22 protein-coding genes are annotated in these 22,419 nt (G+C 55.0%); 13 read left to right on the top strand and 9 right to left on the bottom strand.

The genetic code is table 11. The features are described from left to right. Nucleotides 1-6 precede the first annotated feature (6 nt). A complete protein-coding gene (ahpF, locus tag LH23_RS22120; RefSeq protein ID WP_008460203.1) occupies nucleotides 7-1,575 on the bottom strand; it encodes an alkyl hydroperoxide reductase subunit F in 1,569 nt (522 codons plus the stop codon). Nucleotides 1,576-1,651: 76 nt separating this feature from the next. Continuing rightward, nucleotides 1,652-2,215 (bottom strand): alkyl hydroperoxide reductase subunit C, encoded by a 564-nt coding sequence (ahpC, locus tag LH23_RS22115; RefSeq protein ID WP_008460202.1) that lies wholly within the window; start codon nucleotides 2,213-2,215, stop codon nucleotides 1,652-1,654. A gap of 433 nt (nucleotides 2,216-2,648) precedes the next feature. Here ahpC and opgB point away from each other — a divergent pair, with 433 nt between their 5' ends. Continuing rightward, nucleotides 2,649-4,937 carry a phosphatidylglycerol--membrane-oligosaccharide glycerophosphotransferase gene (gene opgB / locus LH23_RS22110; protein ID WP_039295888.1) on the top strand — a complete coding sequence of 763 codons (2,289 nt, stop codon included), beginning with the start codon at nucleotides 2,649-2,651 and terminating at the stop codon, nucleotides 4,935-4,937. A gap of 32 nt (nucleotides 4,938-4,969) precedes the next feature. Here the strand turns inward: opgB and arsC are convergent, their stop codons facing one another. Together arsC and bepA are read right to left on the bottom strand one after the other, a co-directional pair. Further along, a complete protein-coding gene (gene arsC / locus LH23_RS22105) occupies nucleotides 4,970-5,326 on the bottom strand; it encodes an arsenate reductase (glutaredoxin) (RefSeq protein ID WP_039295885.1) in 357 nt (118 codons plus the stop codon). An 11-nt stretch (nucleotides 5,327-5,337) separates the two neighbouring features. Then, entirely contained in the window at nucleotides 5,338-6,801 is a 1,464-nt protein-coding gene (gene bepA, locus LH23_RS22100) for a beta-barrel assembly-enhancing protease (protein ID WP_039295882.1), read from the bottom strand. A 202-nt stretch (nucleotides 6,802-7,003) separates the two neighbouring features. Between bepA and LH23_RS22095 the strand changes: the two genes are divergently transcribed. The 5 genes from LH23_RS22095 (at nucleotide 7,004) to LH23_RS22075 (ending at nucleotide 12,257) form a co-directional block, all read left to right on the top strand. Next, nucleotides 7,004-8,080, top strand: coding sequence for an AI-2E family transporter (locus tag LH23_RS22095; protein WP_039295879.1), 1,077 nt, complete (start codon nucleotides 7,004-7,006; stop codon nucleotides 8,078-8,080). 328 nt (nucleotides 8,081-8,408) lie between these two features. Then, nucleotides 8,409-9,821, top strand: a complete 1,413-nt coding sequence (locus LH23_RS22090) for an MATE family efflux transporter (protein ID WP_197062499.1) — start codon at nucleotides 8,409-8,411, stop codon at nucleotides 9,819-9,821. A gap of 135 nt (nucleotides 9,822-9,956) precedes the next feature. Beyond that, nucleotides 9,957-10,559, top strand: a complete 603-nt coding sequence (locus LH23_RS22085; protein ID WP_039295877.1) for a TetR/AcrR family transcriptional regulator — start codon at nucleotides 9,957-9,959, stop codon at nucleotides 10,557-10,559. Between the two features lie 11 nt (nucleotides 10,560-10,570). Next, complete coding sequence (locus tag LH23_RS22080; RefSeq protein ID WP_197062498.1) at nucleotides 10,571-11,332, top strand: SDR family oxidoreductase; 762 nt, start codon at nucleotides 10,571-10,573, stop codon at nucleotides 11,330-11,332. Nucleotides 11,333-11,390: 58 nt separating this feature from the next. Next, on the top strand, nucleotides 11,391-12,257 hold the full coding sequence (locus LH23_RS22075) for an NmrA family NAD(P)-binding protein (protein WP_039295875.1): 867 nt from the start codon (nucleotides 11,391-11,393) through the stop codon (nucleotides 12,255-12,257). Between the two features lie 79 nt (nucleotides 12,258-12,336). On the opposite strand, the gene bcp is transcribed toward LH23_RS22075, so the two are convergent. Beyond that, nucleotides 12,337-12,807, bottom strand: coding sequence for a thioredoxin-dependent thiol peroxidase (gene bcp, locus LH23_RS22070; RefSeq protein WP_039295873.1), 471 nt, complete (start codon nucleotides 12,805-12,807; stop codon nucleotides 12,337-12,339). A gap of 15 nt (nucleotides 12,808-12,822) precedes the next feature. Then, nucleotides 12,823-13,377: a glycine cleavage system transcriptional repressor gene (locus LH23_RS22065; RefSeq protein WP_008460196.1), complete on the bottom strand. Its 555-nt coding sequence runs from the start codon at nucleotides 13,375-13,377 to the stop codon at nucleotides 12,823-12,825. Nucleotides 13,378-13,523: 146 nt separating this feature from the next. Between LH23_RS22065 and dapA the strand changes: the two genes are divergently transcribed. The 6 genes from dapA (at nucleotide 13,524) to ypfH (ending at nucleotide 20,333) form a co-directional block, all read left to right on the top strand. Further along, nucleotides 13,524-14,402: a 4-hydroxy-tetrahydrodipicolinate synthase gene (gene dapA / locus LH23_RS22060; protein ID WP_038480336.1), complete on the top strand. Its 879-nt coding sequence runs from the start codon at nucleotides 13,524-13,526 to the stop codon at nucleotides 14,400-14,402. 16 nt (nucleotides 14,403-14,418) lie between these two features. Next, nucleotides 14,419-15,453 (top strand): outer membrane protein assembly factor BamC, encoded by a 1,035-nt coding sequence (bamC, locus tag LH23_RS22055; RefSeq protein WP_039295869.1) that lies wholly within the window; start codon nucleotides 14,419-14,421, stop codon nucleotides 15,451-15,453. Nucleotides 15,454-15,671: 218 nt separating this feature from the next. Next, complete coding sequence (gene purC, locus LH23_RS22050; RefSeq protein WP_008460193.1) at nucleotides 15,672-16,385, top strand: phosphoribosylaminoimidazolesuccinocarboxamide synthase; 714 nt, start codon at nucleotides 15,672-15,674, stop codon at nucleotides 16,383-16,385. A gap of 264 nt (nucleotides 16,386-16,649) precedes the next feature. Next, nucleotides 16,650-17,528 (top strand): neutral zinc metallopeptidase, encoded by an 879-nt coding sequence (locus LH23_RS22045; RefSeq protein WP_039295866.1) that lies wholly within the window; start codon nucleotides 16,650-16,652, stop codon nucleotides 17,526-17,528. 3 nt (nucleotides 17,529-17,531) lie between these two features. Beyond that, the gene (locus tag LH23_RS22040) at nucleotides 17,532-19,565 is read left to right on the top strand and encodes a tRNA(Met) cytidine acetyltransferase TmcA (RefSeq protein ID WP_419672596.1); all 2,034 of its coding nucleotides are present in this window, start codon (nucleotides 17,532-17,534) and stop codon (nucleotides 19,563-19,565) included. Nucleotides 19,566-19,637: 72 nt separating this feature from the next. Then, on the top strand, nucleotides 19,638-20,333 hold the full coding sequence (ypfH, locus tag LH23_RS22035; protein WP_039295863.1) for an esterase: 696 nt from the start codon (nucleotides 19,638-19,640) through the stop codon (nucleotides 20,331-20,333). A gap of 42 nt (nucleotides 20,334-20,375) precedes the next feature. Here the strand turns inward: ypfH and LH23_RS22030 are convergent, their stop codons facing one another. The 3 genes from LH23_RS22030 to LH23_RS22020 are packed head-to-tail and all read right to left on the bottom strand — an operon-like array spanning nucleotide 20,376 to nucleotide 22,080. Continuing rightward, nucleotides 20,376-20,564, bottom strand: a complete 189-nt coding sequence (locus tag LH23_RS22030) for a YpfN family protein (RefSeq protein ID WP_008460189.1) — start codon at nucleotides 20,562-20,564, stop codon at nucleotides 20,376-20,378. A gap of 27 nt (nucleotides 20,565-20,591) precedes the next feature. Beyond that, nucleotides 20,592-21,719 carry a succinyl-diaminopimelate desuccinylase gene (gene dapE / locus LH23_RS22025; RefSeq protein ID WP_039295860.1) on the bottom strand — a complete coding sequence of 376 codons (1,128 nt, stop codon included), beginning with the start codon at nucleotides 21,717-21,719 and terminating at the stop codon, nucleotides 20,592-20,594. 4 nt (nucleotides 21,720-21,723) lie between these two features. Beyond that, nucleotides 21,724-22,080, bottom strand: a complete 357-nt coding sequence (locus LH23_RS22020) for an ArsC family reductase (protein ID WP_039297079.1) — start codon at nucleotides 22,078-22,080, stop codon at nucleotides 21,724-21,726. A gap of 202 nt (nucleotides 22,081-22,282) precedes the next feature. Here LH23_RS22020 and ypfM point away from each other — a divergent pair, with 202 nt between their 5' ends. Beyond that, entirely contained in the window at nucleotides 22,283-22,342 is a 60-nt protein-coding gene (gene ypfM / locus LH23_RS24145; protein WP_139827443.1) for a protein YpfM, read from the top strand. Nucleotides 22,343-22,419 lie beyond the last annotated feature (77 nt).

Raw genomic sequence — 22,419 nt, 5'->3', positions numbered from 1 at the left:
GGTGCTTTATTCAGGTGCTGAGGTGCGAATCAGGTAATCAAACGCGCTCAGGGACGCTTTTGCGCCTTCGCCGGTGGCGATGATGATCTGTTTATAAGGCACGGTGGTGCAGTCGCCTGCGGCGAACACGCCCTTCACGGTGGTTTCGCATTTCGCGTCGATGATGATTTCACCCATGCGGTTGCGTTCCACGCTGCCTTCCAGCCAGGTGGTGTTCGGCAGCAGGCCGATTTGCACGAAGATGCCGGCCAGGGCAACGTCATGCACGCTTTCGGTCACGCGGTCTTTATACTGCAGGCCGGTCACTTTGCTGCCGTCGCCTTTTACTTCCAGCGTCTGAGCGTTCAGCACGATGTCGACGTTTTTCAGGCTGCGCACTTTGTTCTGCAGAACCTGGTCGGCCTTCATTTCCGGGGCAAATTCCAGCAGGGTGACGTGCTCGACGATGCCCGCCAGGTCAATGGCCGCTTCCACGCCGGAGTTCCCGCCGCCGATCACCGCCACGCGCTTGCCTTTGAACAACGGGCCGTCGCAGTGTGGGCAGTAGGTCACGCCTTTGGTGCGGTACTGATCTTCACCCGGCACGTTCATGTTGCGCCATTTCGCGCCGGTCGCCACGATAATGCTGCGCGCTTTCAAGGTTGCGCCGGACGCAGTTTGAATTTGGTGCAGGCCGCCTTCGGTTTTCGCAGGGATCAGTTTGCTGGCGCTTTGGGTGTCGATCACGTCCACGTCATAGTCGTCCACGTGGGCTTTCAGCGCGCCCGCCAGCTTCTGGCCTTCGGTTTTCGGCACGGAAATGTAGTTTTCGATATCCACGGTATCCAGCACCTGGCCGCCGAAGCGTTCGCCCATCAGGCCGGTACGGATGCCTTTACGCGCCGCATAGACCGCCGCCGCCGCGCCCGCAGGGCCGCTGCCGACGATCAGCACGTCATAAGCCTCACGCTGGTTCAGCGCTTCCGCCGCGCGTTTTTCTGCGCCGGTATCAATTTTGCCCACGATTTCAGCCAGCGTCATGCGGCCCTGACCAAACTCTTTGCCGTTCAGGAACACGGCAGGCACGCCCATCACGTTGCGTGCCTGAATTTCATTCTGGTAAACGCCGCCGTCGATAGCGGTATGGGTGATGCGCGGGTTCAGCACGCTCATCAGGTTCAGCGCCTGCACAACGTCCGGGCAGTTGTGGCAGGAGAGGGAGTAATAGGTTTCAAAGTGGAAGTCGCCGTCGATCTCACGGATTTGCGCCAGCAGATCCTGAGATTCTTTGGACGGGTGACCGCCGACCTGGAGCAAGGCCAGCACCAGGGAAGTGAATTCGTGACCCAGCGGGGAGCCGGCAAAGCGCGGGCCCTGGCTTGAGCCTGGGTTAGTGATTAAAAACGACGGTTTGCGCACCGGCAGGTCGTTATTAATGCTGAAAGAAACTTTGTCGGATAACTCAGCGATGTCTGCCAGCAGTTCTTTTACTTCGGATGATTTCGCGCCGTCGTCCAGCGTGGCAATCAACTCAACAGGTTTCGTTAGTCTCTCAAGATAGGCTTTGAGCTGGGTTTTCATTGTTGTGTCGAGCATGGTCAGTCTCCCTGGTGGCGAGAAAAAACGGCTGCCGTAGCAGCCGTAAAATAAAAGAGGGTAACGCGGGTAAAACTTAGATTTTGCCGACCAGGTCCAGAGATGGAGCCAGAGTCGCTTCGCCTTCTTTCCATTTAGCCGGGCAAACTTCGCCTGGGTGAGAAGCTACGTACTGAGCCGCTTTCACTTTACGCAGCAGGTCAGACGCGTCGCGGCCAATGCCTTCGGCAGTCACTTCGATAGCCTGGATGATGCCCTGTGGGTCAACTACGAAGGTCGCGCGGTCTGCCAGACCTTCATCTTCACGCATGTTTTCGAAGTTACGGGTCAGCGCGCCAGTCGGGTCGCCGATCATCGCGTATTTGATTTTAGCGATGGTTTCAGAGCTGCCGTGCCACGCTTTGTGGGTGAAATGGGTGTCGGTAGAAACGGAATACACGTCTACGCCCAGTTTCTGCAGTTCTTCGTAATGGTCAGCCACGTCGCCCAGTTCGGTCGGGCAAACGAAAGTAAAGTCAGCCGGGTAGAAGAAGAAAACGCTCCAGCGGCCTTCGGTATCTTTTTCCGTAACTTCAACGAATTCGCCGTTTTTAAAAGCCTGGTTTTTGAATGGTTTGATTTTGGTATTAATTAAAGACATCTAAACTTCCTCCGTTTTGCGATGGGAGAAAGGTACCGAATTTTGAGCTGCGTCACTAATGGGTAGGCTTTATTGAATCAAGAGGTATTTCCTAACAGCTTTGCTGCGGGCATAAAAAAGGCCACCCGTTGCGGGGGTGGCCGGTGTTGCGCGTTACAATTCCACTTTAAAAAATTATAACAGCGGCGAAATTACAGCACTTTAGCGTTAAAAAGGTCAATTCCCCGATTCGTTGTAGTAGCGATGGTTGTAATCGTTGAAAACTATTAAAGGCCATCAGTCCTAAAGTTCGTGGGATATTCTGAAAAGTCGAGGTGGTGCGCAAAGTAATGTCAGGAGAATTGCAGCTATATGACGGTAAGGTTAAATTACCGGCTGTTATTTTTCCGCATGAATAATCGCGCCATGCTGCGCGAGGGTTGAGGTATTGGCGTTGTCCGAATTGCTTTCTTTGGTGCTGTTTTTGGCGGCGATTGCCGTGTACGCGGTAAAGGCCGGTCGAAATATCTGGTGGCTGTCGATCATCCTGCTGATGCTCGGCCTGTTTATCGTGCTCAACGTTACGTTGCTGGCCAGTAATTATTTTACCGGCGAAGGCATTAACGATGCGGTGCTCTATACGCTCACCAGCAGCATGACCGGCGCGGGCGTCGGCAAATACATTCTGCCAGGGCTGGGCCTCGCCGTCGGGTTGATTGCCATTTTTGGCGGCCTGACCTGGATTTTACGCCGAAAGAACCATCCGCATCATTTGGGCTACAGTGCTCTGGCGCTGTTCCTGGCCCTGTTTTCAATCAAAACAACGCCTGCCTACCAGCAGGTGGTGTCGCTGATTAAATCCCAGACCCGCACCGGCACGTCTGACTTTGCCGACTGGTACAAAGTGCCGGAAGGCACCATTAAGCAGCCGAAGCTCAACCTGGTTTATATCTATGGCGAAAGCCTGGAACGCACCTATTTTGATGAGCAAGCGTTTCCCGACTTAGCGCCCGAGCTGAACGCCCTGAAAAGCCAGGCAATAGATTTCAGCCATACCGGGCAGATGGCGGGGATGGACTACACCATTGCCGGCATTGTGGCCTCGCAGTGCGGGATCCCGCTGTTTGCGCCTTTCGAGGGGAACTCCTCGGCGTCGATGTCGAGCTTCTTCCCGAAGAACATCTGCCTCGGCGATATTCTTAAGGCATCCGGCTATCAAAACTACTTTATCCAGGGCGCGGACCTGCGCTTTGCCGGCAAAGATATCTTCTTGCAGTCCCACGGCTTCGAGCATATGTACGGCGCGCAGGAGCTGAAGGGAATGGTGGCCGACCCGAATTACCGGAATAACTGGGGTTTTTACGACGATACGGTGCTGGACGAAGCTTATGACAAGTTTATCGAGCTTTCTAAGGCCGGGAAGCGCTTCTCGCTGTTTACACTGACGGTGGACACCCATCATCCCGATGGCTTTATCTCGCGAACCTGTAACCGCCGCAGCTACAGCTACGAAGGCAAAGAAAACCGATCTTTCAGTGCCGTTTCCTGCAGCCAGGAGCATATCGCGGCGCTAATAGACAAAATCAAAGCCTCGCCGTATTTCCGTAACACGGTGATCGTGGTCTCTTCCGACCATCTGGCGATGAATAACACGGCATATAAATACCTGACCAAGCAGGACAGGCAGAACCTGTTCTTTGTGATCCGCGGCGATAAACCGCAGGCGGAAATAAAGGCCGTGAAGCGTAACACGATGGATAACGGTGCGACGGTGCTGGATATCCTCGGCGGAGGGAATTACATCGGTCTGGGGCGCAGCAGCCTGTCGGGCGAGTCGCTGTCGATGGTCTTTACCAACCTGAAAGAGAAGGTTACCGAGTGGAAGCCGGACGTGATCGATCTGTGGAACTTCCCGAAAACCATCAGCCGCTACAGCATCGATCAGAAGAAGAACACGTTCAGCTATTCAGGTGCGCACTTCAAGCTGCCGCTATTGCTCAAAATTGGCAAAGGCAAAATTGAACCGTTGCCGGAAAGCGAGTACTCCGCGCCGCTGCGCTACCAGCTGGCGGATTTTAAAAGCGACGACCGGTTTATCTGGGCCGACCGCTGCTACAAAATGGCGCGTCTGTGGGAGCCACAGCTCGCGCTTTCTACTGGTTTGTGCGTAGCCCAGGGCCAGCTTGGCGGGGAGCCAACGGTGCGGCTGGTGGACAAACCGCTGGATGAATATAACGTGCAGTTTGACGAGCAAACGCTGAGTAACGAGCGTTTCAAAAATAATGTGGCTCTGCTGAAGGCGGATGAGAACAGCATTCGCTACCAGGCGGACAGCTTTATCTTTAACGTGGCCGGGGCGCCGCAGAGCGTGAAGCAGTTCAGCGGCATTTCGCGCCCGGAAGCCTGGGGCCGCTGGTCAAACGCCAACATGGCGCCTGTGGTGACCATTGAGTATCAGGATCCGCTGCCGACCACGTTTGATCTGGTGCTGGTGGCCAAAGCCTTTGGGCCAAACGTCGGCGAGCCGGTTTCGGTAAAAGTCGGTGATGAAGAGCAAACTATTACTTTTGGCGACCAGCTTTCTACCGTCACGCTACGTTTTGATAACCCGGCTGGCAGCAAAGTGCTGACTATTGAGCCGCCTAAGCCGCAGTTGTCCAACGAAGGTAATATTCTTGGGCATGAGCCGCGTAAGATTGGCGTGGGGCTGGCGGAGCTGAAAATTGTGCCGGTGAGCGGCTAACCCGTTCCCGGAGAGGGAACGGGCGGGGCAGGTCAGAGGATCTCGAGCACCTGTCCCGGCGGGCGACCAATACGGGCTTTGCCGTTGGCGAGAACTATAGGGCGCTCGATAAGTTTCGGGTGCTCAATCATCGCCTGAATGAGCGCTTCTTCGCTGAGACTGGCGTCGTCCAGCTTCAGTTCTTTGTACAGGTCTTCTTTGCGGCGCATCAGTTCCCGTGCGCTGGTAAAGCCCAGTTTTTTCAGCAGCGATTTGACCGTGGCTGCGTCCGGCGGCGTTTCCAGGTAAAGCACTACTTCTGGCTCAACGCCTTTTTCCTTCAACAGGTTCAGCGTTTCACGGCTCTTGGAGCAGCGTGGGTTGTGATAAATTTCGACCTTCGTGGACATACGGACTCCTGTTACATCTTCATATAAGGTTTAAAGCGCTGCTGCAGCTGGCGCAATTGATCGATCCGGGCGTCGTACCTGGCCTGCTGCAGACTGCCGAGTTTGACCTGCGAGCTGGCGCTGCTGAGCATTGAAATAGCCTGATCCAGACGGCCATTGAGCGCCATGACTTCGGCACGTGCCGCTAATTCTTGATCGCGGTTGCCGAGTTTCCCCTGTGCCTGAGCCAGTAAATCCCAGCCGTTGGTGTCGTCAGGGTGGGCGAACGTGTAGCGATTAAGCTGCGTTGCTGCCTCGGCGGTCTGCCCGCCTTCAAGGTAAGCATTGGCGAGGTTCAGCTGCAGCACCGGGTTATTTTTCAGGTCCGGGGCGTTTTTCAGCCGGTTGATCGCGTCGTTGGCTTTGTGCTGGCCGAGATCGATATCGGTGGCCAGATCGAGATACCATGGATTGCCCGGCTGGGCGCTAATCAGTGGCTGCAGCGCTTTTCTGGCCTCGTCGTATTTATCCGCCTGCAAAGCCTGCAGCGCGCGGCCATATTGCGCCGCGTTTTGCTCGCGCACGTTGCCTTTTGACCAGGCGTCCAGCAAGTCAGGGGTTAGCTGATTGCGGCCCGAGTTATACATCCCCAGGGTGCGAACCTTCGCCATGTAGAAACTTTCCGAGGACTGAACCACCACCGGGCGCATTTGGTTGGCGCGGTTGCGGGCATCTGCGAGGCGGCTTTCCGGCAGTGGGTGAGTCAGCAGAATTTCCGGCGGGCGAGAGGAGTAGCGAGCCTGGTCGAGCAGTTTTTCGAGGAAGCCAGGCATCGCCTGAGGATCAAACCCCGAGCGCTGCAGTACCTGAATACCGATCCGGTCAGCTTCCTGCTCATTCTGCTGCGTAAAGCTGATGATGCCTTGCTGCGTCCCGGCCAGCGTCCCGGACAGGGCGGCCATCCCGGCCTGAGGGCTGGCCATTGCCAGCAGAATTGAGCCTAAGGCACCGACCCAGGTCAGCGGCGCATTTTTCTTTTGATCTTCCATCGCACGCGCCAGGTGGCGCTGAGTGACGTGGGAGATTTCGTGGGCCATAACAGAAGCCAGCTGGCTTTCCGTATCGGCATAACGGAACAGCGCCGAATGCAGTACCACATTGCCGCCAAAGAAGGCGAAGGCGTTGATTTCGTCGTTGTTGATCAGGAAGAAATGGAACGGGGTCTTCACCGAATTAGCATGGCTAACCAGCCGCATGCCCAGCGAGTTAATGTACTGCGTCAGCAGCGGATCGTTAATCAGCGGGGCGCTGCCACGCAGCTGACGGACGTAAAAATCGCCCATCTGCATTTCTTGCGCAATAGAGAGCGTGCTGCCCGCGGAGGTTCCCATATCAGGGAGTTGGTCAGCCACATCTGCGCGCGCTGGCAGTAGGGTTCCTACCAGCAGCGAGGCCGTAAGTGTTGCAATCAGGGTCTTTTTCAACTGCCTAACCATAACTACTGTCCCGTTGAGTCGTTGTCAGATTTTGACACGATGAGTACAAGTTTGTTCGCTTAAAGAAGTGTACTGTAGGGCGTTGAAGCTGCGAAGATTTTATTTGGTGGATTCTCCTTTGTAATCCGCCGTAAAAAGCAAAGTCTTTGCGGTGACATTTCGATACAATTCGGCATCAAAAAAAACTTCACGGAAGGGATGTATGCTCGACATGTTGTTGCAGTGGTATCGCCGTCGTTTCAGCGACCCGGAGGCGATTGCCCTGTTGGTTATTCTGGTGGCGGGTTTTTGCATCCTGTTCTTCCTGCATGGTCTGCTGGCACCGCTGCTGGTTGCCATCGTTCTGGCCTATTTGCTTGAGTGGCCTACGGTGCGCCTCGAGCGTATCGGTTGTTCCCGAACGTGGGCCACCACCATTGTGCTGGTGCTGTTTGTCGGCATTTTGCTGCTGATGGTGCTGTTTGTGGCGCCCGTTGCCTGGCAGCAGGGCATCAACCTGATTCGCGATATGCCAGGAATGCTTAACAAGCTTTCCGATTTTGCTGCCACATTGCCGAAGCGTTATCCGGCGCTGGTAGATGCGGGCATCATTGACGCCATGGCCGAAAACGTTCGCAGTCGGCTTTCCGGCATGGGCGACCAGGTGGTGAAGTTCTCGCTGGCGTCGCTGGTTGGGCTGTTGACGCTGGCTATTTACCTGATCCTGGTGCCGCTGATGGTGTTCTTCCTGGTGAAGGACAAAGAGCAGATGCTGAATGCCGTGCGCCGTGTTTTGCCGCGCAACCGCGGTCTGGCCGGGCAAGTCTGGCTGGAGATGAACCAGCAAATCACCAACTATATTCGCGGTAAAGTGCTGGAGATGATCGTCGTGGGCGTGGCGACCTACATCGGCTTTATTGTCTTCGGGTTGAATTATTCGCTGCTGCTGGCGGTGCTGGTTGGCTTCTCGGTGCTGATCCCTTACATCGGCGCGTTTGTGGTCACTATTCCGGTTATTGGCGTGGCGTTGTTCCAGTTTGGCCTGGGCACTGAGTTTTGGACGCTGTTTGGCGTGTACCTGATTATTCAGGCGCTGGATGGCAACCTGCTGGTGCCGGTGCTGTTCTCGGAGGCGGTGAATCTTCATCCGCTGGTGATTATTCTGTCAGTGGTGATTTTCGGCGGGCTGTGGGGATTCTGGGGCGTGTTCTTTGCTATTCCGCTGGCAACGCTGATTAAAGCCGTGGTTCATGCCTGGCCGGATGCTTCGGTGGTGGATGACGCGGTGAATCGCGAGTAGCGATAAGGGATTGGCGGCGGTATTTAGATATCCTCCGTCGCCGGTCGCCCCTCCCGTCAGGCGGCCTCTTTCTGCCTGATGCCTTACTGCATGACCCTTCCCAAGCTTCAAATTCTCACGCGCTATTCGTGTTCAGTTCCTGCCTACGGGGGCGACTACACGAAGGCGTCTGTAATCTTCCCCTGGAAAACGATCGATGGACTATTTGTTTCGATCCCTCTTGTATTCCGTTTTTTTGCTGCATAGTATTATGATCATAATGTAATCATTATTAAGGCTACGCGAATCGACCGTGACTGGGTTAATGAGCGGCGGCAGAGAGGGCAACATGAAGATTCAGAACGATCGTGAGAATGCCAAACGGCACATGCGGGAACAAATGCTGAGTGGGCCAGTGTTTTCAACAATGATGCGCCTTGCTCTCCCCACCGTTGCTGTGCTGGCGGCACAAACTCTGGTCAACGTGGCTGAGACCTATTATGTCTCTTTCCTCGGAACGTCAGCTTTGGTTGGCGTGTCGATGGTGTTTCCCCTGTGGATGTTAATGACAATGATGGCTGCCGGGGGCATTGGAGGAGGAGTGGCTTCTGCGGTTGCACGGGCGGCTGGTGCTGGCCGGCATGATGATGTGAATGCCCTGATCCTGCATGCGGTCGTGGTGGCAGTGGCCTTTGGCCTGCTTTTTACTGTGAGCGTTATCGGCTTTGGGCCGGTGCTTTATGCTGCTCTCGGTGGGTCCGGCGAGGCGCTTCATGCCGCGCAGACATACTCAATATTTGTTTTTATTGCGGCGGTACCGATTTGGATAGTTAACCTGCTTTCTGCTGTTCTCAGGGGCGTCGGGAACGTGAAAGTGCCGGCCCTGGTGACGTTTATCGGCGCTATTGTGCTGGTTCCTCTCTCGCCGCTGTTTATTTTCGGCCTTGGCCCGATCAAAGGCCTTGGCATCGCGGGGGCCGGTGTGGCCGTGAGCCTCTACTACTGGCTGGCTGCCCTGGCATTGCTGCGCTACATGGCCAGCGGGCGTTCCGGGCTACGTTTGAGGCTCTCTCCTCTGCGTGGTCGGTTATTCGGCGACATTCTCAAGGTGGGCGTGCTGGCCGCGCTTGGGACACTGCAACTGAATGTCATGGTTCTGCTCGTGACCGGCGCTGTCGGGCGGTTTGGCCTCGATGCTATCGGCGGTTATGGCACAGCATCCCGACTGGACTACGTTCTTATCCCTGTTTTATTCGCAATGGGAACCGCGATCCTCACTATGGTCGGGACGAACGTGGGCGCAGGTCAGATTGCCCGCGCCAGAAAAATTGCGTGGGTTGGGGTGGCGGTAAGCGTCACGATTGTCGAAGTCATTGGTGTAATTGTGGCTCTTTTCCCGGCGCTGTGGATGGGGCTGTTCACCCACGATCCGGCGATTATGAAAACGGGTTCGCTCTATCTGGAAATTGTTGCCCCATTCTATGCTGCGAGTGGGATTGTTTTCGCGCTGAGCTTTGCCGCGCAGGGAAGTGGCTATATGTGGCGTATTTTCCTGGCCGGCACGGCGCGCTTGTTGATTGCAGCCGGTGGCGGGTGGCTGGGCGTCACGTATTTCCATCTCTCTTTGGTGGGGGTGTTCTCGATTGTTGCAGTGGCCATCGTGGTTTCAGCGGTGATTTGCGTAATGACCGAGTTGTCTGGCGCCATGTGGCCGCGAGTTTCTGACAGTACGTCAGCCACCGCCAACGTGGTTCAGGGCTGAGGCTGTTGCCGGTTTTCTCCCTTTTGCAGGATAACGGATAACCCGACATCAAAAGAGATGTTGGCTGTGCGACGAGTGGTTATATTATAAATATAATTTAATGCTGACTAAGCACGCTAAAAAGAGGGCAGTTTCATGCGTTATGCAAAAGGGCATAAAGAGGAAACGCACAAGCACATTGTTAAGGTTGCTTCACAACGTTTCCGTGAGGAAGGCATTGAAAAAGTTGGCGTCGCTGCATTGATGGAGCATGCAGGGCTGACCGTTGGTGGATTTTATAGTCACTTCAAATCTAAAGAAGAGTTGATTCAGGAAGCGGTGGGGATTGCCGCAGATGAAACTTTTTGCAGCATTTTTGCTGAAGGGGACGGCAGTTCGCCGGTCAGTCTGGAGCATATTTTGTCGCGCTACCTGAGTCCAGGGCATCGCGATAATCCCGACAAGGGATGTGTGTTCGCCTCGCTTGCATCGGAATTGAAAAATCGACCGGAAGACACCCGGTCAATGATAACGAGAAAAACGCTCAGCTTTATTGAGCGTATAGCTGATTGTCTGCCGGTTGAGGCCGGGGCTGAGGCCCGAATGAGAGTCGCCGGTGCTGTTTGGGCCGTCATGGTCGGCACGCTTCAGCTTTCTCGTATTGTTACCGATGAGGCTTTGTCTACGCAGTTGCTCAAGGACGGCATTTCCAATGCGTTACGGCTTGCCTCTGAAATAGAAACGAAGCGTACAGGATAAATTCTGCGCGTATGAAGACATCACCAGAAGGTGAATTAACCCAAAAGGTCATTGATATGAATATTCAAGGCAAAACAGTTTTCGTTACCGGTGCAAACCGGGGGATTGGCGCTGAATTGGTGAGTGCATTTCTCAGGCACGGAGCGGGCAAGGTTTATGCTGGTGCTCGCGATCCTCAAGCGCTGCGGGACTATGGCGACGATCGTGTGATTGCTGTGCAGCTGGATGTGACGAAGCCGGAGAGTGTTCATGCCGCGGCTCAGAAAATCGGTGAGCTTGATATTTTGGTTAATAACGCCGGGGTGATGAATGACAATACGATTTTGACGGCGACTTTTGCCGAGCTGATGACTGATATGGATGTCAACTATTACGGTACGGTGCGGGTTCTTCAAGCTTTTGCGCCGTTTATGGGCAAAAAAGAGGTGGGCGTGATTGCCAATGTGCTGAGCGTGCTGGCGCTGGCGCCTATGTCCCAAACTGCGGGGTATTCCGCCTCTAAGGCCGCACTGCTTTCAGCAACCCAGGCCGCGCGCGTTATATTGAAATCCCAGAATATTAACGTGGTGGGTATTTTCCCTGGCCCTATTGATACCGATATGGCGTCCGATCGGCATGCGGAAAAAACATCGCCAACCGTTGCCGCAGAAGAGATTGTGAAAGGCCTGCTTGAAGAGCGGGAAGATATTTATCCTGATCCTGTTTCGGTGCAGGTTTCACGCTTCTGGGAAAGCAATCCTAAGGGGCTGGAGCACCATTTCGCCACCCTGTAATCAGGGCTGTCCACATCTGGTTTACCGGGCAACGCGCCTGGACTTTCGGAAAGAAAAAATGAACACATTTTTGGTTACCGCTGCGGCAGGTGATACGGGATCCCCTACGGTAAAATTCCTGCTTGAAAAGGGCCATAAAGTTCGGGCTTTGGTTCGCCGTGAGGATGAGCGTGCCGCAAAATTACGTGCGTCAGGGGCTGAAGTCGTGGTCGCTGATATGCTCCAGCTTCGGCAAATGCGCCAGGCGCTGGAGGGCGTGACAGCAGCCTATTTTTGTTACCCTTTAGCGGAAGGGCTTGTGGAGGCGACGGCAATTTTTGCCCAGGCAGCCAAAGAGGCAAAAATTAAACTGATCGTTAATATGTCTCAGAAGCAGTCGCGACCTGATGCCACGAGTCCTCAAACCCTCAAACACTGGATTGCGGAGCAGGTATTAGACTGGTCGGGCATTCCGACGGCTCATCTCCGGGTCACCCTTTTTGCCGAGTGGCTATTATATTCAGCCCATTTAATTCGCGGTGGCCGCTATGTGACGCCGTTTGATCCAGACAGCCGTTTTGCCCCTATCGCTGCTGCAGATATTGCCCGCGTTGTCGCCAGTATGCTGATAGAACCCGGAAAACATGTCGGAAAAATTTATTCACTTCATGGGCCTGTAGAATACAGCCATGCCGAAATAGCGCAGGTATTGGCAGATACCTTAGGCAAAGATATTCAATTTGAACATGTTTCGGTGGATGAATTCTTAACGCAGCTCGGCATACCCGAGAATGATTTTCTGCGTTTGCATTTCCTGGCTATCAAACAGGATCAGCGCGAGAGATTGCTTGAGGGGCTGGATGAGGTGGGGATAGAAATTATTGGGCAACCTTTAACGACTTTACCCCAATTCATTGAACAGCATTATGACCTACTTGCTTCATAACTGAGAAAATCGCTGCCTTACGAAGCGGAATACTCGATAAGAAAAAAGCCGACGGAGATGTCGGCTTTTTTATCTGTTCTCAGGCGTTTTCGGTCAGCCAGTTCACAACGATATCGTGGTGATTGCTGGTTTTGAAATCGTCAAACACCTTCTCCACTTTACCGTCGCCGTCCAGCAGGAAGCTGATACGGTGAATGCCGTCATAGGTTTTGCCCATAAAAGATTTCTCGCCCCACACGCCAAACTGACTGCAAACCTGGTGGTCTTCATCAGAAAGCAGGGTGAAGTTAAGCAGCTCTTTCTCGGCAAAACGGGAAAGTTTTTCCGGCTTGTCGGTGCTGATGCCCAGCACTTCCACGCCACGCTTTTTCAACTCATCCATGTTGTCGCGCAAACCACATGCCTGCACGGTGCAGCCTGGTGTCATTGCTTTTGGATAGAAATAAACCAGAACTCTCTGTCCCTGGAAGTCGGTTAAATTTACTTGTTCGCCGTCCTGATCGGGCAAGCTAAATTTCGGTGCAATATCACCGGCTTTCAGTGGGCTCATCACTACTCTCCGTCTTTAATCATCTTGCTGTGGGTTAACCACGTTAATAGTGCCTTCTGCTTTCAGTTCTGTACATAGGGCTTTAAACGCTTGCTCGATAATTGTCGCATCCTGAGAACCGGGGCTGTGGGCCGTTATCTGAATATATAGGCGCGGCCCCACGCCGTTCTCCGCAGGCTGAGTGCGGGAAACAAGCTCGGCAATGTTCATCTGATGGGTATCAAACAGGTGGGTAAATCGCTCAATCAGGTGCGGCGAGTCTGCCACTTCAACCTGCACCCAGACCGTGGCCGGCGTGGCCGGTCTTTCCTGCGCGGTTGTGCGTTTCATCACAATTAACAGATCGAGTTCGGCGCCCTTCAGCGGCAGAGTGGATTCGATCAGGGTTATCGCGTTCCAGGTGCCGGAAAGCAGCATGATAAAGGTGAACTCTTCACCCAGCATCGCCAGACGGCTGTCTTCGATATTACAGCCGCAGCTGCTTACGTGACGAGTGATGGTATTGACGATACCCGGACGGTCCGCCCCCAGGGCTGTGATAACCAAATAATGGTGTGATGAGGGTGTCAAACGTGTTCTTCCTGTCAATCGGTGAGATTCACATTAGGAAAGCATAAAAAAAGTAAGCTGCCAACCGCTTAGCGCCTTCTGGCGGCTTGCTTTTGCTATGGCACCAAACGTAACATTGGAGAACATGTTTGCACAGAGGGTGGCTAATGTTTACGGGAAGTGTTGTCGCGATAATTACGCCGATGGATGAGAAAGGTAATGTCTGCCGGTCCAGCCTGAAAAAACTGATTGATTACCATGTCGCCAGCGGAACATCGGCGATTGTCTCGGTAGGGACTACCGGCGAATCGGCTACCTTAAGCCACGACGAACACGTCGACGTAGTGAAGCTTACCGTGGAACTGGCGGACGGGCGTATCCCGATCATTGCCGGTACCGGGGCTAACGCCACCTCCGAAGCAATTTCCCTGACGCATCACCTGCAGGACAGCGGCATTGTGGGCTGCCTGACGGTCACCCCGTATTACAACCGTCCTACTCAGGAAGGGCTGTTCCAGCACTTTAAAGCGATTGCTGAAAGCACCCATCTGCCGCAGATGCTGTATAACGTGCCGTCGCGTACCGGCTGTGACATGCTGCCGGAAACTGTTGGCCGCCTGGCGAAAATCAAAAATATTATCGGTATCAAAGAAGCCACCGGGAACTTAAGCCGCGTAAACCAGATCAAAGAGCTGGTTGAAGATGACTTCATCCTGGTGAGCGGTGATGACGCCAGCGCGCTGGACTTCATTCAGCTTGGCGGCCACGGCGTGATTTCCGTAACCGCAAACGTAGCCGCGCGTGAAATGGCAGAAATGTGTAAACTGGCCACCTCAGGGCAATTTGCACAGGCTCGCGAAATTAACCAGCGTCTGATGCCGCTGCACCATAAATTGTTTGTAGAACCTAACCCTATTCCGGTGAAATGGGCCGCGAGGGAGTTGGGTCTTGTGGCAACCGATACCTTACGCCTGCCGATGACGCCGCTGACCGACGCCAGTCGCCCGGTGATTATCAGCGCGCTTAAGCATGCCGGTCTGCTGTAAAGCTTAGGGAGATTTGATGGCTTACTCAGTACAGAAGTCGACGGTGGCAAAAGTTGCTGTTGTTTCGCTCGCCATGCTGTTAGCGGCGTGCAGTTCCGATCAGCGTTACAAGCGTCAGGTTAGCGGCGATGAGTCCTACCTGGATGCAACCCCACTCGCGGAAATTCACTCTCCGGCCGGGATGATCCTGCCGATTCAGAATGGCGACTACAACGTTCCGGTCACCAACGGCAGCGGTGCTGTAGGCAAGCAGCTGGATATTCGCCCACCGGCGCAGGCGCTGGCATTGGTAAACGGGGCTCGCACTCAGTTCACCGGTGATACCGCCACGCTGCAGGTTGAAGCTAACAAGGCGAGCGGGCTGTGGCCTCAGGTGGTGAGTATCCTGCAATCAGGGAACTACGCTATTGCGCAACGCAACGATGCCAGCCAGACCCTGACAACTGACTGGGTTCAGTGGAACCGCGCTGACGAAGACGTGCAATACCGTGGGCGTTACCAGATTAGCGTGCAGCCTCAGGGTTACCAGCAGTCCGTTGTCGTTAAGCTGCTGAATCTGGAGCAGGGCGGCAAGCCAGTGGCGGATGCTTCATCTCTGCAGCGCTACAGCGCGCAAATGCTGAATATCATCAGTGCCGGTCTCGATAAGTCTGAAACGACCCGCCAGAATGCGCAGGACAACCGCAGCGCAGCGCAGCTTGATGTGCAGAGCGCCGCGGATGATACCGGGCTGCCAATGCTGGTTGTTCGCGCGCCGTTTAACGTGGTGTGGAACCGCCTGCCGGCTGCGCTTGAAAAAGCGGGCATGAAAGTCACCGATACCACCCGTTCTCAGGGCAATATCGCAGTGACCTATAAAGCACTGTCTGACAGCAGCTGGAGCGACCTGGGGGCGAAAGACCCAGGTTTAACCAACGGCGACTATAAGCTGCAGGTTGGCGACCTCGATAACCGCAGTAGCCTGCAGTTCATCGATCCGAAAGGGCACCCGCTGACGCAGTCTCAGAACGATGCGCTGGTCGCTGTCTTCCAGGCAGCATTCAGCAAGTAACACAGAAGGGCCGGTTAATTCCGGCCCTTCTTATTTAGGCCTATGTAGATACCCTAAATAATTCGAGCTGCAGGAAGGCGGTAAGCCTGGAAATCTCCGGGAGCATAGCTAACTATGTGACCGGAGTTAACAGGTGCAACCAACGCACATGCAGCTTGAAGTATGACGGGTAAACCCCTTCGATTGCGCAAGCGATCGCTATACCTGGAGTAAGAAAGATGCAAAAGCAAGCTGAGTTGTATCGCGGCAAAGCGAAGACCGTTTACAGTACGGAAAACCCGGATCTGTTGGTGCTCGAATTCCGTAACGATACGTCAGCAGGTGATGGGGCGCGCATCGAGCAGTTCGACCGTAAAGGCATGGTAAACAACAAGTTTAACCATTTCATTATGGCCAAGCTGGAAGAAGCGGGCATCCCAACCCAGATGGAAGCGCTGCTGTCTGATAACGAAGTGCTGGTGAAGAAGCTCGACATGGTGCCGGTAGAATGCGTGATTCGTAACCGCGCCGCGGGTTCACTGGTTAAGCGCCTTGGTATTGAAGAAGGTATTGAGCTGAACCCACCACTGTTCGATCTGTTCCTGAAAAACGACGCCATGCATGACCCGATGGTCAATGAATCTTACTGCGAAACCTTTGGCTGGGTGAGCAAAGAGAATCTGGCCCGCATGCGTGAACTGAGCTACAAAGCTAACGACGTGCTGAGCAAGCTGTTTGATGACGCTGGCCTGATCCTCGTTGACTTCAAGCTGGAGTTTGGGCTGTTCAAAGGCGAAGTGGTGCTGGGTGACGAGTTTTCCCCGGACGGCAGCCGCCTGTGGGACAAGCAAACGCTTGATAAAATGGACAAAGACCGTTTCCGCCAGAGCCTGGGTGGCCTGATTGAAGCGTATGAGGAAGTTGCTCACCGTCTCGGCGTTAAATTAGACTAACCACGCAATCGTTTACGTTGCGCAATGGGGTGCGTTTTTGCGCACCCTGTTTTTTCGCTGCCTGTTCTTATGGTAATCCTGCCGGTAACCACCTACGATCTATACTCTAACTAATTCAAGTTGCAGCAAGGCGGCAAGGCCGTGAGTCCTCAGGAGCATAGCTAACTATGTGACTGAGGTGAACGGGTGCGGCCAACGCAGCTGCGGCTTGAAGTATGACGAGTATTCCATTACACGTTGTGAATTGTGAGTGAGGACGAGCGTATGCGTTGGCAAGGACGTCGCGAAAGCGACAATGTAGAAGACAGGCGCAATGACGCCTCCGGCCCCGGCATGAGTATGGGCGGTGGTGGTTTCCGAATCCCACGCGGAAAAGGTGGCCTGGTGCTGCTGGTCGTGGTTATTGTGGCAAGCTATTACGGCGTCGATCTTACTTCCTTCCTGTCCGGCGAGCCGCCGGTTTCTCAGCAGTCTTCCCAGCAGCGCTCCATCAGCCCGAAAGATGATGAAGCGGCAAAGTTTACCTCGGTCATTTTGGCGACAACCGAAGATACCTGGGGTGAGATTTTCCAGAAAATGGGACGCACCTACCAGCAGCCTAAGCTGGTGATGTACCGCGGGGCAACGCGCACCGGCTGCGGTACCGGTCAGTCCGTGATGGGGCCGTTCTATTGCCCGGCGGACAGCACCGTCTATATCGACCTCTCTTTCTACGACGACATGCGCGACAAGCTTGGCGCGAGCGGGGATTTCGCTCAGGGCTACGTCATTGCTCACGAAGTCGGCCACCATGTGCAGAAGCTGTTGGGCATTGAACCGAAAGTACGCCAGCTTCAGCAGAATGCCTCTCAGGCCGAAGCTAACCGCCTGTCGGTGAAAATGGAACTTCAGGCCGACTGTTTCGCCGGTGTCTGGGGTAACAGCATGCAGAAACAGCAGGTGCTTGATTCAGGTGACCTGAAAGAAGCACTCAATGCTGCCGAAGCCATTGGTGACGACCGCCTGCAGCAGCAAAGCCAGGGCCGGGTGGTGCCAGACAGCTTTACCCATGGTACTTCCGAGCAGCGCTATACCTGGTTCAAACGGGGTTTTGACAGCGGCGATCCTGCCCAGTGCAACACCTTCGGCAATACGCTCCGTTAATCGATGACCGCAGCAACTTTCATCGCGCCGATGCAGCAGGCGACGGCGCATATGCAGCTGGCGGGCATCCGCCGGTTGATGGTGCTGGCCGGTCATAGCCAGTGGAGCAGCGAGCAGGTTGTTACGCTATCGGCTTCTTTGCCCGGAGACTGGCTGTGGGTTGGCCCTTCACCCGAGCTGCCTTTGCATTGCGCGCCCTCGGCTGTTCGCAGCATGCTTGGGCGTGAGTTTCAGCATGCCGTTTTTGATGCCAGGCGAGGGCTGGACGCTGCCGCCTTCGCTGCGCTTTCCGGGATGCTCAAAGCGGGCAGTTGGCTGCTGCTGCTGACGCCGGACTGGTCGCGCTGGGCTTCGCTGCCGGACGAAGATTCCAGCCGCTGGAGCGATGTGCCGCAGGCGATTCCGACCCCCCATTTTGTTGCCCATCTTCAGTACTGCATACACCAGGACTCAGAAGTCGTACTCTGGCAGCAGCATGAGTCACTCTCCCTGAATCCTTTTGCTCACCGCCCGGTCTGGCAGCCCGCCAGCGGTGCGCCGGAGCAAGAGCAGGCCGCTATTCTTGATAATTTGTCCGGGATGCTGAGCGGCGTAGCGGTGGTGACGGCGGCCAGAGGCCGGGGGAAATCGGCTCTGGCGGGCATGCTGGTTGGCCGGACACCAGGTGCTTGTCTTGTGACAGCGCCTGCGAAGGCTGCCACCGACGTGCTGGCAAGCTATGCGGGCGAATCATTTCACTTTATGGCCCCGGACGCGCTGGCCGCAGAGCGTGAATTAGCGGCATATGACTGGCTGATTGTGGACGAGGCCGCCGCTATTCCGGCCCCGTTGCTACGCCAGCTAATTGAGCGTTTTCCTCGCGTTTTGCTGACCACGACGGTGCAAGGGTATGAGGGAACCGGGCGAGGTTTTTTACTGAAGTTCTGCGCGGCGTTTCCGTCACTCAAGCGCTTCACGCTGAATACGCCGATCCGCTGGGCGCTGAACGATCCGCTGGAGCTGATGGTTGACAGGATCATGCTTTTCGATGAGCCGGATCTGGATCAATTCCCGCAAGGCGATCCTGTTTTACAAGTTGTTGAGCAGGCCGACTGGCGGCGAAAGCCTGAGCAATTAAAGAAGATGTACCGGCTGCTTTCAGGCGCGCATTACCGTACCACGCCGCTCGACTGGCGGCGGATGCTTGATGCGCCCGGCCAGAGTTTTATCGCGGCCAATATCGAAGAACAGTGCGCAGGTGCCTTGTGGTTGGTCGAAGAGGGCGGGCTCGATAAAAATCTAAGCCGCAGCGTGTGGGCCGGGTTCCGGCGCCCGAGAGGTAATCTTGTGGCGCAATCACTGGCGGCGCACGGTGGCAGCCCGCTGGCCGCCACTCTGCGTGGATTGCGCGTCAGCCGCATTGCGGTTCACCCTCTGCGCCAGCGCGAGCATATTGGGGCCAGCATGATTGAACATGCACGGCAGGCCGTAAATCATTGTTATGATTATCTCTCGGTCAGCTTCGGCTATACCGATGAACTGTTGCGTTTCTGGCAGCGCTGCGGGTTTGAGCTGGTGCGAATCGGTAGCCACAAAGAAGCCAGCAGCGGTTGCTACAGCGCCATGGCGTTATTGCCGCTGACGCGAGAAGGCCAGTCGTTGATGGAAAATGAGCAGCAACGGTTACAGCGAGACTGGCCGTGGCAGAAAGCGTGGCTCGAGCTGTCTTTGCCTTTGCCTGAGTGTTCTCCGCCTGCTTTGCTGCCAGAGGACTGGGAAGAGTTATCCGGTTTTGCCTTCGCCCATCGTCCGCTGGAAGCCTGCCTGGGGGCGTTGAATCGCCTTTTGCTGGCGTCCGTTTTACCGCTGCATGCGCTTCGAGGGCGGCTGCAGCAACATGAAAACAACGAGGTACTCAGCCAGCGTCTGGGGCTTTCCGGTAAAAAAGCCTTGCTTGCGCTGATGCGTCAGGAAGCCCAAAGCGCGTTAGAAAATCTCGATCGGGATCGCACGGCTGAGCTGCACAACGGCATTATGCAATTGCAAAAATTCCACTAACTTGTTCAATGAAACGGCATGGTCATCCCCATGCGTCGGCGTATAGTTGTCTCCATTAACCAGGAGAAAGCCATGAAACATGACCATTTTGTTGTCCAAAGCCCCGTAGCGCTGGCCAGCCAACTGATACTGCTGTTCCACGGTGTAGGCGACACGGCTAAAGCCATGGGCGAAATCGGGAGCTGGTTTGCGCCAGAGTTTCCTGACGCACTGGTGGTCAGTATTAGCGGCCCTGGTCTAAGCGGTGCAGGTCGGGAGTGGTTTTCCGTGGCTGGCGTAACGGAAGAAAACCGTCAGCAGCGCGTGGATGCCGCGATGCCGGGATTTATTGAAGCAGTGCATGACTGGCAGCGGCAAAGCGGTGTACCGCCAACGGCTACGGCGCTGATTGGCTTCTCGCAGGGGGCCATTATGGCGCTGGAGAGCATTAAGACTCAGCCTGGCCTTGCAGCACGAGTTATCGCCTTTAGCGGGCGTTACGCGGAACTGCCGCAGCAGGCCTCGACCAGCACCACGATCCATCTGATTCACGGCGACAACGACAAAGTGATCCACGCGACACACGCGGTGGACGCCGCCGAGAAGCTACTTAGCCTGGGCGGGGACGTAACGCTGGATTTGATTGACGATCTGGGGCATGCGATCGATGACCGCAGCATGAAGGCGGCGCTGGATCACCTGCGTTACACCGTGCCGAAGCACTATTTCGATGAGGCTTTGAGCGGTGGCGCGGCACCGAAAGATGATGATTTGATAGAGCTGCTGTAAATATTCGCCTCACTCCGGAATCGCCCGGAGTGAGGCATACTGCTATTTCTTCTTAGGCCAGTCGTCCTCGTCATCCCACTTATCGTTAAAATCACGATGTGGCGGAAGTTCAGGCTTGTCTGCCATGTACTTCTTCGGATCGATTCGGTTCAGGTCTTTAATGACGTTAATAAAAATCCCCAGCAATAACACCAGGACGATAATCCACCAGTAATGCGATAGCCATTCCATGCTGATACCTCTTCAGTTGGCTGCCCGTCAGGCGACAAGCTGTTCCATAATGCGCTGATACATCCGGGCCAGCAGCTGCAGGTCGGCGGCGTTGACGCATTCATTGATTTTATGAATGGTGGCATTCACCGGCCCCAGTTCAACAACCTGAGCCCCCATGCGCGCGATAAAGCGCCCGTCTGATGTACCGCCCGTGGTTAACAGCTGCGGTTTAATTTCATTATAGTGCTCAACGGCGTTCACTACCGCATCGACCAGCTTACCGCGTGACGTCAGGAACGGCTGGCCGGAGAGCCACCATTCAACGGTATAGCGCAGATCGTGTTTATCCAGCAGGGCGACGACGCGCTGCTTGATGTCCTCATCGGTCAGCTCGGTGCTGAAGCGGAAGTTAAACTGAACAAACATGTCGCCCGGAATAACGTTGTTGCTGCCGGTGCCAGCCTTCACGTTGGCAATCTGCATGCTGGTGGCCGGGAAGAACTCATTGCCCTTATCCCACTCAATGCCCGTCAGCTCTGCCAGCATTGGCGCTGCGCGATGCACCGGGTTATCTGCCAGATGCGGATAAGCAACGTGGCCCTGGACGCCATGAACGGTCAGGTTACAGGTCAGGGAACCGCGACGGCCGTTTTTCACTACGTCGCCAACGACTTCGGTACTGGACGGCTCGCCAACCAGGCAGTAGTCCAGACGCTCGCGTCGCGCCATCAGAGCTTCAACAACCTTCACGGTGCCGTTGGTCGCGCTGGCTTCTTCATCGGAGGTGATCAGAAACGCCAGGCGGCCTTTATGATTGGGGTGCTGGGCGACAAAACGTTCAGCCGCCACGACCATCGCCGCCAGCGAACCTTTCATGTCCGCCGCGCCGCGGCCAAAAAGCATCCCGTCGCGAATCGTGGGTTCAAACGGCGGGTTGATCCAGCGGTCGGCATCCCCTGATGGCACCACGTCGGTATGCCCGGCAAACGCCAGCGTCTCACCCTGCCCACGCCAGGCCCAGAAGTTCTGGGTGTCGCCAAAATCCATGTGTTCAACGGTAAAACCAATCGCGCGCAGGCGCTCAATCAGCAGCGCCTGGCAACCGGCATCATCGGGGCTCAGGGAAGGACGACGAATAAGCTGTTGCGTCAGCTCAATAACCGGGCAGGACATAAGACTATACCTCGTTGATAAACTGCTGATAATGAGTTTCGTTGAAACCCAGCAGCATAGGCTGACCGGGCGCGCAGAGCAATGGGCGTTTGATGATTGCCGGCATCTCCAGCATCAGCGCCGCCGCGCTTTGTGCGTCATTAATGGATGCGCGATGGGCTTCATCCAGCTTGCGCCATGTTGTACCACGCGTATTTAGCAGCGCTTCCCAACCAAGCTCAGCGATAAAACTGTTCAGCAGCGCTGCATCCAGCCCGTCAGCTCGATAGTCGTGAAACTGGTAATCCACGCCATTAGCTTCTAAAAAGCGGCGCGCCTTTTTGATGGTGTCACAGTTTTTAATACCGTACATGGTGATCATAGTGGCGGTCGGTTCCGTTTTAGTTTGCCAGAGGGCAACCATTTTGCCGCAGGTGAGGGGAATTATCGAGCCACGATTCAGCGCTAAACCGTTATTCTGCTAACGATATATTTGTGATGTTGCTCAACAGTTGACCGCTCAAAAAAAGTTCAACTGCAGGATATATCCGCGTATACTTGCGCCAACATCAAGAGAGGCGGTTATGATCGAGCACGAATTAGGGCAGTGGAAAGACTTTATCGAAGGTATGTTGCGCAAATAAGCGTTCCGGCATAAAAAGCAACGGCGCGATATTCTGGTACTGAATACTCTGCGAACATCAGCAAAAAGGCGACCTGA

The organism is Cedecea neteri (assembly GCF_000758305.1).
In the GTDB taxonomy this organism is placed as follows: domain Bacteria; phylum Pseudomonadota; class Gammaproteobacteria; order Enterobacterales; family Enterobacteriaceae; genus Cedecea; species Cedecea neteri_C.
The sequence above is the reverse complement of the archived record's forward strand: the minus strand, read 5'-3'. Positions and strand labels throughout refer to the sequence as shown.

Excerpts from the sequence above, each read along its gene's own strand:
- LH23_RS22095 (WP_039295879.1), top strand. The coding sequence starts at position 7,004 with ATGCTCGACATGTTGTTGCAGTGGTATCGCCGTCGTTTCAGCGACCCG.
- LH23_RS22020 (WP_039297079.1), bottom strand. The coding sequence starts at position 22,080 with ATGATCACCATGTACGGTATTAAAAACTGTGACACCATCAAAAAGGCG.
- LH23_RS22045 (WP_039295866.1), top strand. The coding sequence starts at position 16,650 with ATGCGTTGGCAAGGACGTCGCGAAAGCGACAATGTAGAAGACAGGCGC.
- LH23_RS22085 (WP_039295877.1), top strand. The coding sequence starts at position 9,957 with ATGCGTTATGCAAAAGGGCATAAAGAGGAAACGCACAAGCACATTGTT.
- bamC (WP_039295869.1), top strand. The coding sequence starts at position 14,419 with ATGGCTTACTCAGTACAGAAGTCGACGGTGGCAAAAGTTGCTGTTGTT.
- purC (WP_008460193.1), top strand. The coding sequence starts at position 15,672 with ATGCAAAAGCAAGCTGAGTTGTATCGCGGCAAAGCGAAGACCGTTTAC.
- dapE (WP_039295860.1), bottom strand. The coding sequence starts at position 21,719 with ATGTCCTGCCCGGTTATTGAGCTGACGCAACAGCTTATTCGTCGTCCT.
- arsC (WP_039295885.1), bottom strand. The coding sequence starts at position 5,326 with ATGTCCACGAAGGTCGAAATTTATCACAACCCACGCTGCTCCAAGAGC.
- LH23_RS22080 (WP_197062498.1), top strand. The coding sequence starts at position 10,571 with ATGAAGACATCACCAGAAGGTGAATTAACCCAAAAGGTCATTGATATG.
- dapA (WP_038480336.1), top strand. The coding sequence starts at position 13,524 with ATGTTTACGGGAAGTGTTGTCGCGATAATTACGCCGATGGATGAGAAA.
- bcp (WP_039295873.1), bottom strand. The coding sequence starts at position 12,807 with ATGAGCCCACTGAAAGCCGGTGATATTGCACCGAAATTTAGCTTGCCC.
- LH23_RS22090 (WP_197062499.1), top strand. The coding sequence starts at position 8,409 with ATGAAGATTCAGAACGATCGTGAGAATGCCAAACGGCACATGCGGGAA.
- bepA (WP_039295882.1), bottom strand. The coding sequence starts at position 6,801 with ATGGTTAGGCAGTTGAAAAAGACCCTGATTGCAACACTTACGGCCTCG.
- ahpF (WP_008460203.1), bottom strand. The coding sequence starts at position 1,575 with ATGCTCGACACAACAATGAAAACCCAGCTCAAAGCCTATCTTGAGAGA.
- ypfH (WP_039295863.1), top strand. The coding sequence starts at position 19,638 with ATGAAACATGACCATTTTGTTGTCCAAAGCCCCGTAGCGCTGGCCAGC.
- LH23_RS22030 (WP_008460189.1), bottom strand. The coding sequence starts at position 20,564 with ATGGAATGGCTATCGCATTACTGGTGGATTATCGTCCTGGTGTTATTG.
- LH23_RS22040 (WP_419672596.1), top strand. The coding sequence starts at position 17,532 with ATGACCGCAGCAACTTTCATCGCGCCGATGCAGCAGGCGACGGCGCAT.
- LH23_RS22075 (WP_039295875.1), top strand. The coding sequence starts at position 11,391 with ATGAACACATTTTTGGTTACCGCTGCGGCAGGTGATACGGGATCCCCT.
- ahpC (WP_008460202.1), bottom strand. The coding sequence starts at position 2,215 with ATGTCTTTAATTAATACCAAAATCAAACCATTCAAAAACCAGGCTTTT.